This is a genomic window from Gemmatimonas aurantiaca T-27, from assembly GCF_000010305.1.
GTDB classification, from domain to species: domain Bacteria; phylum Gemmatimonadota; class Gemmatimonadetes; order Gemmatimonadales; family Gemmatimonadaceae; genus Gemmatimonas; species Gemmatimonas aurantiaca.
Genome location: NC_012489.1, coordinates 1,099,030 through 1,116,174 on the forward strand (window position 1 = coordinate 1,099,030; position 17,145 = coordinate 1,116,174).

Genomic DNA, 17,145 nt, shown 5'->3' on the forward strand with positions numbered 1-17,145 from the left:
CTCCTTTTTCATTTCATCGATACGACTCGTGGCTCCAGAATCACTGACCGTTCTCGTGGCATTCACGGCAGGCCTGCTCAGCTTTTTGAGTCCCTGCGTACTCCCGCTCGTGCCGAGCTATGTCACCTTCATCACCGGCATGGGGCTGGACGATGTGTCGCGTGCGCGCCGTACGGCGTTGGTGCATGCGCTGCTGTTTGTGCTCGGTTTCTCTTTCATCTTCGTGGCGCTCGGTGCTGGCGCGAGTGTCTTTGGCCAGCTCCTGCGTGAGTATCGCGTCTGGATTGCGCGCATCGGCGGGGTGCTGATGGTGCTGATGGGCCTCTGGATGCTCGATGTGCTGCGCATCGGGGCTTTGCAGCAGGAGCGCCGTTTCCACCTCAGCGACAAGCCGCTGGGTTACCTCGGCACGGTGCTGGTGGGCATCGCGTTTGGTGCGGGATGGACGCCCTGCCTGGGCCCGACCCTCGGCGCGATCCTGCTGCTGGCGGCCAATGAAAGTGAGCTTGGCAAGGGCATCACACTGCTCTCGTTCTATTCAGCCGGACTGGCCGTGCCGTTCCTGGTGAGTGCACTCGCGTTGGAGAAGTTCCTGAGCTTCTTCCAGAGCTTCCGCCACAACATCGGCAAGGTGAACCGCATTGCCGGTATTCTGCTGATCGTGGTGGGTGTGCTGATGTTCACCGGCTTGTTCGAGCGTCTCGCGGCCGTGTTGCAGCCGCTCACGCCGGCCTTCCTGGTCGAACGACTCTAGGCGTTCATGCAGCGTGTGGCGCGCTACGCCGCCTCGATGGCATCCAGCAGTTGCTGGCGCTGCCAGAGATCGGCGTAGCGTCCGCCGAGTTCCAGCAGTGTTTCGTGTGTGCCCTGTTCCACGATTTCCCCTTCGTGCAGCACCACGATATGATCGGCCTCACGTACCGCGCTCACACGATGTGACGTGATGATGGCCGTGCGTCCGCGCAATGCGCCACGCAGTCCATGCAGAATGGCGGCTTCGGTGTGCGTGTCCACGGCCGAGAGCGCGTCGTCGAGCAACACGATGCCGGGGTGACGGGCCAATGCGCGCGCCAGAGCGGTACGCTGCTTTTGTCCGCCAGACAGATTGATGCCACGCTCGCCCAGGCGGGTGTCATAACCTTCCGGCAACCCCTCGATGGTCTCGCGTAGCTGCGCAATCTCCGATGCCGCGTCGAGCTGTTCTCGGGAGGCGTCGGGTCTGCCATAGGCGATGTTCTCGCCCACGGTTTCGCTGAACAGCAGGGCCTCCTGCGGCACGTAGCCGATAACCGATCGCAGAGTGGCCAGCGGCAGGTCGCGCACGTCGACACCGTCTATCAATACCTGTCCGCGCTGCGCGTCGAAGAGACGGGGCAGCAGGTCCATCAGCGCACTCTTGCCGGAACCGGTGGCGCCCACCACGGCCAGTGTGCCGCCGGCCGGGATGGACACGTTGATGTTGCGCAGCACCCACCGTGGTGTCGACTCGTGTCCGGTGGCCGTGGGGTAGTGAAACCACACCTCCCGAAACTCGATGGCATGCCCGCGACCAACCGTCAGCGATGCCGATACGTTGCTGGCTTCGCGCACCGATTCCGGTGTGGCATCGAGCAGTTCGAGCACACGGGTCATGGAGGCGGCGCCGCGCTGAAAGAGATTCGTGGTCCAGCCCAGCGCGATGAGCGGCCAGGTGAGCATAGCGAGATAAATGCCAAAGGCCACGAAGCCACCCACCGTGATGCGGCCGTCGATGAGCAACTGCCCACCAACGCCGATGGTGACCGCACCACCCAGCCCCGCGAGCAGGCCAAAGCCCGGGTTCATCAGGCCATTGAGTTTGGCGAGTCGCACGTTGGCCGTGAGATAGCCGTCGCCCAGTGTGCCGAAGCGGGCGATTTCCGACGCTTCCTGACGATAGGCCCGCACCACCCGCACGCCCGACAGATTCTCCTGGGCACGGGTACTGAGGTGACTGAACAGCGATTGCACGGCCTCGAAGCGATCGTGCACGCGTTTGCCCAGGCGCAGCATGAGCAGCGGGAGGCCCAGCATGGGCAGCAGGGCAGCGCCGGTGAGCAGGGGGCTGATGCGCAGCATCATGACCAGGGCAAAGAGCCCACCGGCCACGGTGTTGGCGAAGTACATGACCGCTGGCCCGGCGGCCATACGCACGGCGCTCAGGTCATTGGTGAGCCGAGCCATGAGGTCGCCCGTTCGCCAGCGGGCAAACCAGGCCGGGTCGAGCGTGGTGAGGTGTGCGTAGATGTCGCGCCGGAGGTCGGTTTCGATGCGCCGGCTGAGGCCGTTCAGCAGCAGGCGCATGACGAAGCGGAGTGAACCGCTGAAGACGGCTGTGAGCAACATCACCAATCCGAGGGTGATCACCTCGGATAGGTGATTTCCGTCACGGATGGCATCGATCCCGCGCTGCAAGAATGATGGGACCAGCGTGGCGAGCGCGGCCGCAACAACGACCGCCCCCAGCCCGACCGCAACCTGTAGGCGGTACGGGTGGTAATAGGGGAGGAGCCTCCACAACGTGTTTCGCACCGTGGGACGCGCTGGCATCCTGACCGGAGTGCGATTAATTCCGGTCATCGAGTACGGTCCTTTCCACTGGGAGTTCTCACCATGGGTCAATATATGCGTTCCTTCAACCGCCGATCTGCACCGGTGGCCGTTCTGTCCACGCTGGCGCTGGTGTCCCTGGCTGCCTGCGGAGGCGCCAAGGACGATACCGCCGCACTGAGCAGCGATACGGCCTTGGGCCGCGACCTGGCCTTGGCGCAGCGCGACAGCGTGCAGCCGCAATTGCAGGACGTCCCGGCCCCGGTGCCGGCCGCGCCGGCGCCTGCGGCCACCACGCCCCGTCCGACGACGCCGCGGCCCACCACGCCGCGTCCGACGCCAACGCGTCCGAATCCGTCCACCCCGGCTCCGACCACGCCGGCCCCGACGCCGGCACCGGCCGCGCCGGCTGAGCCGGTCTCCGGAACGGTGGCGGCGGGTACGGCGCTGCGTTTTGTGGCCAACAACAAGGTGTGCAGCAACACGGTCGCGGTTGGCGACAAGTTCACGGCGGCGCTCACCGAGCCGGTGTCCGCGTCGAACGGTGTGAGCATCCCCGAGGGCGCGACGGCCACGTTCGAAGTGACAGAAGCGAAGACGGCCAAGAACTCAAACGACCAGACGTATCTGCGTGTGCGCGTCGTGAGTGTGCAGTACGGTGGTCGTACGTACCCGATCGAAGCCTCGGTACAGACGGCCACGACGGAGCGCGTGCGTAGCGCGTCGAAGGGCACGGATGCCAAGAAGGTCGCGGGTGGTGCCATCCTCGGCGCCATCGCGGGTCAGGTGCTGGGCAAGAACACCAAGGGCACCGTGATCGGTGCAGCGGCAGGTGCGGCGGCGGGTACCGCTGCGGCAGCCGCCACGGCGGACTTCGACACCTGCATCAACAGCGGCGGCGCGATCAGCGCGACGCTCGATGCCCCGGTGACGGTGCGTCCGGCTCCGGCGCCGTAATCGAAGCGGTTGTCTGTGCAGCGGGGCGCTTGTCGATCATTCGACAGGCGCCCCGTTTTGCGTGTATGGGCGTGGACGGAGAGTGTTGGTGGGCGCCCCGTTGGGGCGCGATACCTGCAGGATGAACCGCTCAAATAAAAGCAGGCTTGCTCCAGTGATCGCGACAAGACTATCGCATATCACGGGTGCAATCCTGCTTTTTATTGTGCGGTTCATCCTGCAGGTATCGCCGCCATCAGGCGGCCCGTCTCACTCGCCAACCATACCCAAGTCAGTAACCGCGCGCGCCACCCGTGCGACGCGGCTCGGGCATGCCTTCCCAGCCGCCCTTCACGCGCATGATGGCATTCACGTTCACGAGGCTGCGCAGTTCCCGCATGCCGTAGCCCATCGCGCGCAACGAGTCGAGCACCTCGGGACGCACACCACCGGTTTCGAAGGTGAGTGAATCGGGCAGCCCCTGATGATGCACACGCGGCGCACGCATGGCGTCGGCCAGGTTCATGTGATTGTCGATGACATTGAGGATCACCTGACTGGTGCCGGTGATGATGGTCGGGCCACCTGCCGCGCCGAGCACGAGCAGCACCTTCTTGGACGGATCGAGTACGATGGTGGGCGACATCGCGCTCAGCATGCGCTTGCCGGGCTGGATGGCGTTCTGCTCACCCTGCACGAGACCAAACATGTTGGGCTTGCCGGGCTGCGCTGCAAAATCGTCCATCTCGTCGTTGAGCATGAAGCCCGCGCCACGCACCCACACCCCCGAGCCCCACGAGTTGTTCAGCGTGGTGGTTGTGGCAACGGCATTGCCCGACTTATCCACCACCGAATAGTGCGTGGTGTGCTCCGGTTCACGCTGTGGCTGCAGCAGTTGTGGCTCGAGATCCTTTGTGCGCGCAGCCGCCGCACCGATGGTGGTCTTGAGCTTCTTCGCGTAGTCCTTGCTGGTGAGTTCGGCGATGGGGACCTGCACAAACGACGGATCGCCGAGCTTCGCATTGCGATCGATGAAAGCCCGCTGGTACGCACTGCCCAGCAGATGGAAGTACTCGGTGCTGCCATACGGCGGAAGCGTGGCGTACTGCTCCAGCACATTGAGGGCTTCAGCCACCACGATGCCACCCGACGATGACGGCGGCATGCCGATCAATGTGAAGTTGCGGTAGCTGGTGTTGAGCGGATCACGCCACACCGCCTCGTACTTCGACAGATCTTCCTTCGTGATGATGCCACCGTTGCGTTGCATCTCGCCCACGAGCGAATCGGCCACCCAGCCGCGATAGAACCCCGCCGCACCCGAGTCGGCGATGATCTGCAGTGTGCGCGCGAGATCAGGCTGCACGAGGCGCGAACCGGCGATGAGCGGCTGGCCGCCCGGGAAGTACGGCGTCTCCTGCTTCGAATACTTGGTGACCGATTCCTGCGCGCGTCCGATGGACACCGCCAGTCCGGAGTCGACCACAAACCCCTCGCGGGCGAGGCGGATGGCCGGCTCCATGACCTTGGCCAGCGGCATGGTGCCGTACTTGGCCAACAGTGTGGTCAATCCCGATACGGCGCCCGGTACACCCGACGCGAGATGTCCGTATACACTCTTGTCGGTGAGGTTGCCCTGCGCGTCGAGATACATGTCACGCGACGCCGCCAACGGGGCGATCTCGCGATAGTCGATCGCCGCCGTGCGACCATCGGCCATGTGAATGACCGTGTATCCACCGCCGCCGATATTGCCCGCTTCCGGCCACGTCACGGTGAGGGCAAACCCCAATGCCACCGCGGCGTCGACGGCATTGCCACCCGCCTTGAGAATCTCCACCGCCGCGTCACTCGCCGCCGGGCTGTTGCTCACCGCCATCGCCTGCGGCGCTTTCTCCGCGCTGGCACCAGCCGGCAGACGCCAACCTTCAGGGAACGATCCCGTCACGCGCTCGGGAATGGCAGGACCGTCGTTTGCCTGGTCTGCGCCCGTCGAGCAGGCGGCCAACGCCAGCGCCATCGCGACCACGCCGGTCGATCGACGTGAATGCACCGCAACGAGTGAAGCGATCATCGGGGAGGGAGAGGAAGGAAGGAGTGGTGCAGACAGCGTGATGGTGTGCAATACCTAGAGTGCAAATCGCAGTGATGCTCGTGTGGTGCGTACGCGCCACGTGCGTCCCGTGCCTTCGGGCAGATCGGTCTTGGCATGCCATCCCATACCGAAGTCCTGCACGATGGTGATGGCAAATCCGGGCGACAACGTGTAGCCAAAGCCACCGCCCAGCGTGCCACTCAGATCGGTCTGCATGCGCTTGGTGCCGATAGCGTCACCGGTTTCTTTCACGCGCAGATTCCGAAAAGCCGTCACACCACCCTGCGCTTCGAAAAACGTGTGAAAGCCCGGGCCACCACCACTGCGAAACTGAGCCATCGCCGTATAGAGCTCGGTCTCCGCGGCACAGCCCGTCGGACAACCAGGCGGATCAATACTCGGGCTGATGGGCGGGCCGATGAGCACACCGGGTGTGAGTGGCGTGACCTGTACATCGACGCGGCCATACGACGCCGCCAATCCGATGGTGGTGAACTCGTCCGTGGCCTTCTCGATCGTGCCACGCATCTGCCAGAGTGGGTCGCTGCCGAACTTCCAGCGTGATTGGGTGGCGCCATCGGCGATCTCGTTGAGCACCATGGCGGCGGCACCACCGGAGAACCACCATGGGGTGCTCTGACGCTGTGTGGGCCGTCCCCGGATCTGCGCGTCCAGCGGCGAGGCGCCGGCCAGCCATGCCAGCGCGAGGGCCGCGCTCACGCACCGGTGGACGGCGATGTGCCTGTGCTTCCGTGCGTCGCGCTGTGCTCCGCGCATTCCGGGTTGCCTCCGAGACAAGCTGAGTCCTAGTATTCGATCAGCAGGCAACTTACCGCTCGTGTTCCGCAGGGGACACCCACGGATTCGCTCGTGTGCGGACTGTCCCCAATCTGGCCATCGTGAACTCCCCCACGCTCGATTCCCGCGTCACGGAACGGCGCAATCCCCGTACGGTCGACATCGACCTGGCGTCCCCGCTGGAGATCGTCGATCAGATCAACGCCGAAGATCGTCTGGTCGCCGACGCCGTGGCGTCGCAGCGCGAACCCATCGCCGAGACGATTGCACTCATCGAGAGTGCGTTTCGCGCAGGGCGGCGGTTGCTGTACATCGGCGCGGGAACATCGGGACGCCTGGGGGTGCTCGACGCGAGTGAGTGTCCGCCCACCTTTGGCACCGATACCGGTATGGTCATCGGTATCATTGCCGGTGGTGATCGTGCGCTGCGCACACCGATCGAAGGGGCGGAAGACGATCCCGACGCCGGCGCGGCCGAAATGGACGCACGTGATGTGTCGCAGGGCGACGTGGTCGTGGGCATCGCCGCATCGGGCACCACGCCGTACGTGCGCGGCGCATTGACACGTGCGCGCGCGCTGGGCGCCCGCACGGCACTCATTGCCTGCACCGAACCGCCAGCCGCCATGCGCGCGGTGGCAGACGTGTGCATCCTGCCCATCGTCGGGCCGGAAGTGCTCACCGGTTCCACGCGCCTCAAGGCCGGTACCGCCACGAAGCTGGTGTGCAACCTGCTCACCACCGGTGCGATGATTCGCATCGGCAAGAGCTACGGCAACCTGATGGTCGATCTGCGTGCCACCAATGTGAAGCTGCAGGACCGCGCCGAACGCATCGTCATGGAAGTGACGGGCATTGCACGCGATGACGCGCGGGCACTGCTCACCGCCGCTGATGGTCGCGTCAAGCGCGCCCTCGTCATGCAGGCGCTGGGCGTGGACGCGGCCACGGCCGACGCACGGCTCGCGGCAGAAGGGGGTGTGATCCGTCGTGTGGTGCCCAATGCGCCGCCGCCGGTGACATCGGCCGTGACATCGTCAGCGGCCGAGCGCGCATCGTGACACAGCCCGCGCCGGACAACGGCGCGATTCTCGTCGGATTGATGTCGGGGACATCACTCGACGGGATCAGTGCCGCCGTGGTGCGCTTCAGCGAACCGGATGGTCGTGTGCGTGCCGACGTGTTGCACAGTACCCAGCATGTGTACGACACATCGGCCCGCGAGCGGTTGCAGCGCGCCATGCATGACGGCAGTGCCCGCGAGTATTGTCGCCTGTCGGCCGATCTGGGTGACTGGCTGGGCGATGCGGCGCTGGCGGCCATGCGTGGTGCCGGCGTGACAGCGCATGATGTGCGCGCCGTGGCATCACACGGTCAGACACTGTGGCATGAACCCGGTCACAGCACCTGGCAGATTGGTGATGCCTCCCGCATTGCCGAGCGCACGGGCTGTGCGGTGATCAGTGATTTCCGGGTGCGTGACATGGCGGTGGGCGGGCAGGGCGCCCCGTTGGTGCCGATCGCCGATCGCATGTTGTTTGCGCACCCCACCGCGTGGCGTGCGCTGCAGAATATCGGCGGGATCGGCAATGTGACGCTGGTGCCACCGGGTGGCGGTGATGACCGCGACATCGTGCACGGCTTCGACACCGGCCCCGGGGTGGTGATCATCGACGGAGTCACGCAGCGCTTGTTTGGCCTGCCGTTCGACCGGGATGCCGCCATTGCCGGGTCGGGGCGCATTCTCGAGCAGATCGTGCTCGAATTGCTCGAGCTGCCCTATCTGCGCGAAGCCCCACCCAAGAGCACGGGCCGCGAGCTGTTCACCCCCGCCTTCATCGACGCCTTCATTGCCCGTTGCACCGCGGCGGGTGGGGCACCGGCCGATATCGTGGCCACCGCCTGTGCGTTCACGGCGGCCAGCATCGGCGACCAGTACATGCGTTTCCTCACCGAAGCCCCCGCCGACGTGGTGCTTTCCGGGGGCGGCGCGCGCAACCCCTTCCTCGTGCGGTGCATCGAGGGGGCGTTCATGTGGCACGGCGAGCGTTCCGGGCGTCCCGTACCCGCCGTGCGCCTGTTCGACGACCTCTTTTTCGATGCCGAAGCCAAAGAGGCCGTGGCGTTCGCGTTGCTTGGTTATCTTCATCTCACTGGTCGGGCGGGCAACGTGCCCAGCGCGACCGGGGCGCGCGCGCCGCGTGTGCTTGGTGCGCTTACCCCCGTAGCCTCGAGTTTGACGTCATGAGCGAACAGTCGCGTCGCGACCTCGCACAGCTTTTGCTGCCGGTCATCCGCTGGACCCCCGAGCGTGGTTTTGTCGAAGCCCGCCCTCTCATCGATCAGGCGCTGGCGCTCGGTGTGGGTGGATTCCAGCTCGTCGGCGGTGAGCAGGACAGCGTGCGCGCGCTGGCGAAGGAACTCCAGCTCAAGTCGCGCCACCCGCTGCTCATCGCGGCCGAACTGGAACGGGGAGCCGGACAGCAGTTCGCGAGTGCCACCGGACTGCCACCCCTCGCGGCCATCACCGCCCTCGGCGATATCGAATCGCTGCGCCGCGCGGCACGTCTCACCGCGCGTGAAGCCCGCACGATGGGCGTGAACTGGAATCTCGGCCCGGTGTGCGATCTCGACATGCTCAGCGAGAATCCGCTCATCGGCGCGCGTGCGCTGGGCAACGATGCCCGCAAAGTCGGGCAGTTGGTTGCCGCATGGATCGAAGCCTGCCAGGCGGAAGGCGTGTTGGCGTGCGCCAAACATTTCCCCGGCATCGCGCGGGTCACCACCGATCCGCATCGCGAGTTGCCCACGGTGGACACGCCGGCCGATCAGCTCAAGGAACTCGATCTGCATCCGTTCCGCGCCGCTATTGCTGGTGGTGTGGCCAGCATGATGACGGCGCATGTGTCGTATCCCGCGCTCGATTCGAGCCGAGAGCCGGCCACGCTGTCGCGCGAGATGTTGCAGTGGTTGCTCCGTCAGCAGCTCAAGTTCGACAACCTGCTGGTGTCGGATGCGCTCACCTTGCCCGCGGTCACTACCACTCGCACGGCGGCAGAAGCGGCGGTGCTCGCGTTGCGCGCCGGGTGTGATGTGTTGCTCGATCCGGGCGAACTCGAAGCCGCGCTTGGTGCGCTCGAGACCGCGCTCGACGATGGCACGCTCGATCCCGAGCGTGTGCGTCAGTCGGTGCGTCGCCGTCTCAAGTGGGCGCAGTGGGCGTCACCGCCGAATGACTGGCGTCGCCCGAGTGGTGCCGACACGGCGTGGGGCGCGTTGCTGGCCGACAAGGTGCTGCGTTTTGAACACGACCCCGTGCCGCCGATGGGTGCAGTCACGGAGATGGCCGTGGTGGATGACGATGACGATGTGCTGGGCCGTCGCGCCGATCGCACCGGCATCGTGGATGCGATGCGACTGGCCGGTAACGATGCCCGCATCGTCAGTGCGCCAACACCTGCCAGTGGTGGGCCGTTCGTGATCGCGCTGTTTGCCGACTATCTGCCCGGCAAGGGACGGCACACGCTGCGTCCCGATACGATCGCCGCCGTGAACACCCTGATCGAACAGGCGGAAGCGTTGCAGCGATCGGTGGTGCTGGTGGGGCTGGGCGATCCACGTTGGGTCACGCAACTTGGCATGACACACCCGACCATTCTGGCGTGGAGCGGCGATCGGGTGATGCAGCAGGCCGCGGGTCGGGGATTGTTGAGGACCAAGCGGTAACGGGCCGGGGGCCTGCTATCGCCTGGGTAGCGCCCTATCGGAAACGCCTTATCGGAACAACTGCCACGCGGTCCAGGCCACCGCGCCCACGGCAACCAGCGCCAGCAAGGCATACACCGGCTGCACCGCGCGCTTGCGCTCTTCGATGTGTTGCGGGCTGATGCCACCAACCAGACCACCGGGAATCGCCACGGGCTGTGGTTCTGTGGTCATCGGCGGGGCGTCGGTGGCGGGGAGTGTCTGCACCGGCGTACCGAAGCGCGGCGTTGGATCACTGCGGATGGACGGGATGGCCGCCGCTGGTGTGATCGCGATCTCGCGGGTGTGATCGTTCAGCGTGCCGGCCAGCGGATAAGCGTTGTAGCCGAAGCGGTCGCCGGCTGTGATGTCACTGAGGCCTTCACCATCGAAGCGCGCGACGATCACGGTGATGTTGTCTGGTCCGCCGCGCTGATTGGCGCGGTCCACCAGCGTCTTGCAGATCACGCGCGGATCGGGCTCTTCATGAGCGGCGGCGGCGATTTCTTCGGCCCGCACCAGCCCTGACAGGCCATCGCTGCACAACACGAGCACATCACCGCGGCGGAGCTGCTGATACGTGACATCCACCGTCACCTGCGCTTCGGGGCCCAGCGCCTGCAGGATGATGTTGCGCCGGTCGCTCACCTCGGCTTCTTCCGGCGTCAGTTCACCGGCTTCCACCAGACGCTGCATCAGTGACTGGTCCTTCGTGAGCTGCCGAGCCTGCGCATCGCGCACCAGGTACGCGCGGCTGTCTCCCACCTGCACCATGTAGACGTGGTCGCCCAGCAATCCGGCCACCGTGACCGTGGTGCCCATGCCACGATGTTCCGGGTTCTCGCGGGCATGCTGGTGAATGCGACCATTGGCCCCCACCGTGGCATCGCGCAACGACTCGGTGAAGTGCTCGATGGACGGCGACGCGGTGGTCCACAGCGCACGCAGCGTCTCGAGCACCGCGGAGCCAGCCATGCTGCTGGCCAGTTCTCCCGAGGCCGCCCCCCCCATACCGTCCGCGACCAGGAACAGCAGTCCGTGCGGATCGGTCGTGATCTCGTGATAGCCGATGGAAAAATCGAGCGGCGCACCAGCCTCGAGGTCGGCGACGAGAAAGGTGTCCTCGTTGTGTTCCCGCGCGCGTCCCACATCGGAGAGCGCAAAGACACGGGCAATCACGCGACCGTGATCGGGTGATTGCAGGGAGTCGGAATTCGAGGCGGGAACGGTCACAGCATCATAGATCGGGCCGGCACGAGCGTCGGGGAGTGAATTCCCCTACGTACGGGAACGCCGGAGGTTGCACCGGCGTCGCCTCCGGCGGAAGGGTTTTATCGAGAGGACGTTCCGAATGTGGCCTGCGTTTCGACATCGGCACAGATTCGGGGGATGCGGAATCGTGCACCTTCCCGAATGTCCCCGGCGTTCGCCCTGGCCGGCGTGTGGCTGGCCGCCTGCAGCACACCTCCGGCGCCAGCCGCACCGCCGCCTGCGCCCGCCTCCATGGCACGTACGGCGCCCCCGGTGGTGGCCGGGCTGCCAGCCGTGCCGGCAGTGCGCGGCGCACGGGTCGCCATCAGCGTGCGCTATCCCGCCGACAATCAGGTACTGACGAGTCGAGATTCCAATTTCGTACTTGGAAGTGTGGGATCGGGTGACGCCTCGCTGACGGTGAATGGTGCATCGGTACCGGTCGCGCCCAATGGGGCCTTCCTCGCCTGGCTGCCCATGCCCACGGCTGCGGCCCCGCGGTATGAACTGCTGGCCGTGCGTGGTGCCGATACGGTGCGGCAGACACTGCGTGTGCGCCTACCCGTGCGCACGGCCCTGCCGGCCACCGGTCGTCTGCGTGTGGACAGCGCATCCCTCACCCCGGGGCGTGGATGGTGGATGCGGGGTGACGATCTCACCCGCGTCAGCATCCGTGCCCCACGCAACGCACGCGTGACACTGCTGGGGCGTGACAGCGTGGTGCGCACCCTCGTGATCGGCACCGGCGCTGCGGCCGGCGATCCCACCACATCCGCCAACCAGACCGCCGACTCATCGACCGACGCCTCGGCGATCTTTGCCACCGATCTGGCGGCGGCGCTGCTTGGCGATAGCGCGCGCCCGGCCCGCGTCATGGTGACGCGGGGAAGCGGCCGTGAGCGCGACAGTGTGTCACTTGCTGTGCCATTTGTTCGTGTGCTGCCCGTCACATCGCGCCTGCTCGCGCAACTGCGCAATACCGGCACCGTGGGCAGTGACACCGACCGGGTGGTGAATGCCCGGACCATCGTGGGCGGCACCTACAAGTGGTTGCTGCTGCCCGGCACGGTGCTGGAAGTGACCGGTCGGCAGCAGGGCTTCACGCGGCTGCGTCTCGATGGGCAGCTCGATGTGTGGGTGGAGTCGTCCGATCTCACCCTGTTGCCGGATGGCACCGCGTTGCCGCGTCGTGTGACCGGTGGCCTGCGAGTGACACCCGCTGCCGAATGGGCCGACCTGTCCATCGCTACCGGGGAGCGGCCGGCCCACCTCGTGGAAGCCGAAGGACATACCATCACGCTCACGTTGTACGGCGTGCAGGCCAATCCGGAAATCTCGCCGATCTTTGGCAACGACACGCTCATTCGTCGCATTGCCTGGGATCAGGTGGCGAACGATCGGGTGCGGGTCACGCTCACGCTGTCACAGCCGGCCTATGGTTGGCTGTCGCTGTGGGACAATGATCGACGGGCCTTTGTGCTGCGGGTGCGTCGCGTGCCGAAGATCGATCGCACCAATCCGCTGCGTGGCATCACCATCGCCGTGGACCCGGGGCATCCGCCCGTGGGGGCCACGGGTCCGACGGGTCTTTACGAAGGGGATGCCGTGTTTCCGGTGGGCATGAAGCTGGTGGAGATGCTCAAGGCCCGCGGTGCCAATGCCTTCAGTACGCGCAACAGTCTTGCCGCGGTGGGACTCACCGATCGTGGTGTGATTGCGCGACGGGCCAACGCCCATCTGTTCATCTCCATTCATCTCAACGCGCTGCCTGATGGCGTGAATCCGTTCACGGCCAACGGCACCAGCACACTGTTCTTTCACAATGCGAGCGAACCGCTGGCCCGTTTCACGCAGGATGAACTCATGCGACGCTTCGGCCTGCGTGATCTGGGGGTGCACTACCAGAACCTCGCCGTGGCGCGTCCGAGTTGGTATCCGAGCGCATTGGCTGAGGGACTGTTTCTGATGTTGCCCGAGCAGGAAGCAGCCATGCGTGACGAAGGCTTCCAGCGCAAATACGCGGAAGCGCTGCTGGTGGGTGTGGAGCGCTATCTCGCGTGGTTGGGCGAGGGCGGTCGGTGACCGTACGATCGCTGCGGCTCGCGTGGTGGTGCGTGGTGGCCTTGTGGTGCACCATGACCTGGTCGGTACGGGTCGAGGCGCAGAGTGACCCGCGCGGCCCGGTGCGCACCATCGTCACGCCACATCTGCGGGTGCACTACCAGGCGGCGCTCGATTCACTGGCTCGACAGACGGCCGTGATTGCGGAGCGCGCATATGCGCAACTGGCGCTGGAGTTGACACCACCGTCGGGGCGGATCGATCTGCTGCTCACCGACAACATGGACAACAGCAATGGCTTCGCGCAGGTGTTCCCCACCAATCGGGTGACCATTTTTGCGGTGCCACCGGTGGGCATGCGTGAGTTGCGCTTTCACGATGCCTGGTTGCCGATGGTCATCTCCCATGAACTCGCGCACATCTTTCACATTGATCGCGCTCGTGGACTGTGGCGCGCCGGCCGCTGGGTGTTCGGACGCAATCCGCTGTTGTTTCCCAATGCCTTCCTGCCCAGTTGGGTGAAGGAAGGGCTGGCCGTGCACTACGAAAGTGCGCTCACCGGCAGTGGGCGCCTCGAAGCCACCGAGTTCCCCGGTTATGTGCGTGCGGCCGTCATGGACAGCGCCTGGGTGCCACCATCGCGCTGGAGCATGGCCACCACGCGATTCCCGCGTGGGCAGGGCGCGTATGCGTATGGCAGTCTGCTCATGCAGCACGGGGTGGCGCAGCCATCTGGCAGCATGCGCGCGTTTGTCGACGCCACGTCTTCGTATCCCATTCCCTATCTGCTTTCGCGCGCGTCACGCATCGGCTTTGGCAAGTCGTTCGACGAGATGTACCGCGACATCCGCGATTCGGTGGCCCGTTCGGCGCCCTCTCGCGCCGGGGATTCGGCATGGACCGAGGTCAGTACCGAAGGTTGGCATGCCTCATCGCCACGGTGGCTCACCACCGATTCGCTGGTGTGGAGTGCCAACACCGGCTACGAAGTATCGGGGCTGTACATGGCCCCCGCTCGTCGTGGTGCGCAGCCCGAGCGCATGGCCTGGCGCAATTCGCTCGATGTGAATGTGCCGCAGGGTGGGGATGTGGTCTTCGCGCAAAGTGATCGCCGGGATCCGTACACCATCCGCAGTGATCTCTATCGCCGCGATCGCGCCACCGGTGAAGAAGTGCGTCTCACGGATGGCGCGCGCCTGTTCATGCCGGATGTTCGCCGAGACGGTGCGGTGATCGCTGTGCAGGTGGGCGCCAATGCCAGTCAACTGGTGCGGGTATCGCGCGAGGGTGAGGTCACACCATTCACGGCAGAGAATCATGGCGAGCGCTGGGCCGAGCCTCGCTGGTCGCCCGATGGTGCGTTCATCGCCGCGATTCAACTGCTCACCAACGGCGAACAGCGCGTGGTGGTGCTCGACTCCACCGGGGCGCTGCGTGTGGCGGTGGCCGGCATGCGGGCCGTGTTCGAAAGCCCATCGTTCACACCAGACGGTCGGCGATTGGTGTGGAGCAGCGATCGCAGCGGGCGTATGCAGATCGAAACGGCGCCACTGCGCACCGATGTCATCGACACACTGGCCTGGCGCGACGAACGGGCTCACGTCACACAAGCGAGTCAGGTGAGCACGGCCGTGTACGAGCCCAGTGTATCGCCCGATGGTCGTCAGGTGGCCGCGTTGCTGTTCCGCGCCGACGGCAATCACGTGGCCATTGCGGCGCTCGATACCACGGGACCGATGGCCCGTTCGCAGTGGTATCCTCGCCGCAACACCGTCGCGATTCCGTCCGTGAGCGATTCGGCGCAGTTGGTATCGGCACCATCGTCGGCGTATCGCGCCTGGCGTCAGCTTGTGCCGCGCTATTGGCTGCCGCAGGTGGGCGAAGGGCGTGATGGTCGCATGACGGTTGGTGCCAGCACCAGTGGTGTGGACATCCTGGGTCGGCATGCGTGGAGTGCGTCGGCGCTGGTGCAGCCCGGCTACCGCGAAACCGATGGTCATCTGTCGTATCGATTTGCCGGACTCGGTGTGCCGCTGTTCGAAGCCAGCCTCTCGCAGGAGTGGGACGGTTCTTTTCGCAATGTGTCGTCCACCGGTGCCACGCTGGGATTTGTGGCCCGTCGTCGCCGGTTTGCATCGGTGGCCAGCACCTGGACCGTTCCCCGTGTGCGGCGCACGATGAACACCACGCTGGGCGTGCGATACGAAATGCGTCAGTTCTTTGCCGATGTGGATTCGGCGTTGGGACCGGCCAACTCGTCGCTGCGTGGGGGGACGCGTTATCCGTCGGTGTTTCTGAATGGCAGCCTGTCCACGGCTCGTATGGCCGGGCGTGGGGTGTCTCTCGAAGAAGGTTTTGCGTTGGCGCACAACACGACGTACCGGTGGCGCGAGGATGCACCGGGTGCCACGGGATCGTGGCGTACGGTGATCAATGCGCGTGGCTATGTACCACTGCCGCTGCCGGGATTCTCACGTCATGCGTTGGCCATACGCACCACGGCCGGCATCGCCGATATCAAGAGCGGATCCGACTTTGGCGTGGGCGGGGTGAGTGGCGTGAATGCGGAGCTGATGCCTGGAGTGATCATCGGTGATCCGTCGCGTTCATTCCCGGTGCGTGGTGTGGCGCCGGATGTGCAACGAGGGATTCGTGCGTTGGGCAGCAGCGTGGAATATCGCGCGCCGCTGGTGATGTTCAGCCGCGTGCCCAGTCCGTTCACGGTGTATACCGATCGGGCGTCGATCGTGCTGTTCAGCGATGCGGGACGGGCGTGGTGTCCATCATCGCTGGCCGCCACCGGCACGATTGTGTGCAATCGGGTTGGGGAGCGTGATGGATGGATCGCGTCCGCAGGTGCGGAGCTCGTGCTGGATATTGCGGTGCAATACGACACGCCGTATCGCGTGCGGATTGGGGGAGCGGCGCCGTATGTCGCGCCGGCGGGTGTACGGCGGGGAGGGGCGTTTTATGTGTCGCTTGGGGGGTATTTCTGAGCGGTGGTTGTGGGTAGGAGGTTTCGGGTGGTAGGTCGTAGGTGATAGGTGGTGGGGAACGACACGGCACTTCGAAGGCACGGGGAAGACAGATGGCGAAGGCGTTTATTCATGACACGGCGGTTGTGCTCGGCGAGGTGGTGCTTTGCGAGGACACCAGTGTTTGGCCGACGGCGGTTATTCGGGGGGATGTTGAGCGGATCACCATTGGCGCACGCAGCAACGTGCAGGATGGCGCGGTGATTCATGCGGATCCTGGAAAGCCGACCATTGTTGGCGAGGACTGTGTGATCGGGCATCGCGCGGTGGTGCATGGCACGGTGCTCGAAGACGGTGTGCTGGTGGGCATGGGCGCGGTGCTGCTCAACGGCGTGCGCGTGGGCACGGGGAGCATCATTGCGGCCGGCGCGGTGCTCACGGAGGGCACACAGGTTCCGGCGGGCTCGCTGGTGGTGGGCATCCCAGGGCGGGTGGTGCGGGCGCTTGATGCGGAACAGCGGGGGAAGATTCTCGAGAACGCGGCGCGATATGTGGAATTGGCGCAGCGGCATCGGGGTGGAGCGGTTCGTCGGGTGAGATCCGACTAGGGTGGCTGGTTTTAGGGGTGCGGGTGATAGGTGGTGTGTTTCAGGTGGTAGGTGGGCGCGGGCAATTGTGAGAGGAGGCAAATGCGGGTTTGCTGTGTGAGAGCAGGCA

The 17,145-nt window shown here is 65.4% G+C and carries 12 protein-coding genes; 8 read left to right on the forward strand and 4 right to left on the reverse strand.

The window, feature by feature from the left end:
- Positions 1-28 precede the first annotated feature (28 nt).
- On the forward strand, positions 29-754 hold the full coding sequence (locus GAU_RS04750) for a cytochrome c biogenesis CcdA family protein (RefSeq protein ID WP_012682419.1): 726 nt from the start codon (positions 29-31) through the stop codon (positions 752-754).
- Positions 755-777: 23 nt separating this feature from the next.
- Here GAU_RS04750 and GAU_RS04755 read toward each other — a convergent pair whose 3' ends face one another.
- Positions 778-2,598 carry an ABC transporter ATP-binding protein gene (locus GAU_RS04755; protein ID WP_083765456.1) on the reverse strand — a complete coding sequence of 607 codons (1,821 nt, stop codon included), beginning with the start codon at positions 2,596-2,598 and terminating at the stop codon, positions 778-780.
- A gap of 75 nt (positions 2,599-2,673) precedes the next feature.
- Here GAU_RS04755 and GAU_RS22595 point away from each other — a divergent pair, with 75 nt between their 5' ends.
- Positions 2,674-3,525 (forward strand): hypothetical protein, encoded by an 852-nt coding sequence (locus tag GAU_RS22595; protein ID WP_231847954.1) that lies wholly within the window; start codon positions 2,674-2,676, stop codon positions 3,523-3,525.
- A 271-nt stretch (positions 3,526-3,796) separates the two neighbouring features.
- Here GAU_RS22595 and ggt read toward each other — a convergent pair whose 3' ends face one another.
- Entirely contained in the window at positions 3,797-5,578 is a 1,782-nt protein-coding gene (ggt, locus tag GAU_RS04765) for a gamma-glutamyltransferase (RefSeq protein WP_012682422.1), read from the reverse strand.
- 54 nt (positions 5,579-5,632) lie between these two features.
- A complete protein-coding gene (locus GAU_RS04770) occupies positions 5,633-6,319 on the reverse strand; it encodes a hypothetical protein (protein ID WP_012682423.1) in 687 nt (228 codons plus the stop codon).
- A gap of 152 nt (positions 6,320-6,471) precedes the next feature.
- Here GAU_RS04770 and murQ point away from each other — a divergent pair, with 152 nt between their 5' ends.
- Genes murQ through GAU_RS20420 form a run of 3 tightly spaced genes read left to right on the forward strand, consistent with a single transcriptional unit; the run spans position 6,472 to position 10,123 of the window.
- The gene (murQ, locus tag GAU_RS04775) at positions 6,472-7,458 is read left to right on the forward strand and encodes an N-acetylmuramic acid 6-phosphate etherase (RefSeq protein WP_012682424.1); all 987 of its coding nucleotides are present in this window, start codon (positions 6,472-6,474) and stop codon (positions 7,456-7,458) included.
- Complete coding sequence (locus tag GAU_RS04780; protein ID WP_012682425.1) at positions 7,455-8,645, forward strand: anhydro-N-acetylmuramic acid kinase; 1,191 nt, start codon at positions 7,455-7,457, stop codon at positions 8,643-8,645. Before murQ ends, GAU_RS04780 begins: the two co-directional genes overlap by 4 nt.
- Entirely contained in the window at positions 8,642-10,123 is a 1,482-nt protein-coding gene (locus GAU_RS20420; protein ID WP_012682426.1) for a glycoside hydrolase family 3 protein, read from the forward strand. The genes GAU_RS04780 and GAU_RS20420 overlap by 4 nt, the downstream gene beginning before the upstream one ends.
- 48 nt (positions 10,124-10,171) lie before the next feature.
- Here the strand turns inward: GAU_RS20420 and GAU_RS04790 are convergent, their stop codons facing one another.
- Positions 10,172-11,374 carry a PP2C family protein-serine/threonine phosphatase gene (locus GAU_RS04790; protein WP_012682427.1) on the reverse strand — a complete coding sequence of 401 codons (1,203 nt, stop codon included), beginning with the start codon at positions 11,372-11,374 and terminating at the stop codon, positions 10,172-10,174.
- A gap of 180 nt (positions 11,375-11,554) precedes the next feature.
- Here GAU_RS04790 and GAU_RS04795 point away from each other — a divergent pair, with 180 nt between their 5' ends.
- From GAU_RS04795 to GAU_RS04805, 3 genes are all read left to right on the forward strand, one after another.
- Positions 11,555-13,474: an N-acetylmuramoyl-L-alanine amidase family protein gene (locus tag GAU_RS04795; protein ID WP_041265260.1), complete on the forward strand. Its 1,920-nt coding sequence runs from the start codon at positions 11,555-11,557 to the stop codon at positions 13,472-13,474.
- On the forward strand, positions 13,471-16,449 hold the full coding sequence (locus tag GAU_RS04800; protein ID WP_012682429.1) for a PD40 domain-containing protein: 2,979 nt from the start codon (positions 13,471-13,473) through the stop codon (positions 16,447-16,449). Before GAU_RS04795 ends, GAU_RS04800 begins: the two co-directional genes overlap by 4 nt.
- Before the next feature lie 92 nt (positions 16,450-16,541).
- Positions 16,542-17,036, forward strand: coding sequence for a gamma carbonic anhydrase family protein (locus GAU_RS04805; protein WP_041265261.1), 495 nt, complete (start codon positions 16,542-16,544; stop codon positions 17,034-17,036).
- Positions 17,037-17,145 lie beyond the last annotated feature (109 nt).

What these genes read in the sequence shown, in the direction of transcription:
- GAU_RS04755 (WP_083765456.1), bottom strand. Translation starts at nt 2,598, where the DNA reads ATGACCGGAATTAATCGCACTCCGGTCAGGATGCCAGCGCGTCCCACG.
- ggt (WP_012682422.1), bottom strand. Translation starts at nt 5,578, where the DNA reads ATGATCGCTTCACTCGTTGCGGTGCATTCACGTCGATCGACCGGCGTG.
- GAU_RS20420 (WP_012682426.1), top strand. Translation starts at nt 8,642, where the DNA reads ATGAGCGAACAGTCGCGTCGCGACCTCGCACAGCTTTTGCTGCCGGTC.
- GAU_RS04795 (WP_041265260.1), top strand. Translation starts at nt 11,555, where the DNA reads ATGTCCCCGGCGTTCGCCCTGGCCGGCGTGTGGCTGGCCGCCTGCAGC.
- GAU_RS04805 (WP_041265261.1), top strand. Translation starts at nt 16,542, where the DNA reads ATGGCGAAGGCGTTTATTCATGACACGGCGGTTGTGCTCGGCGAGGTG.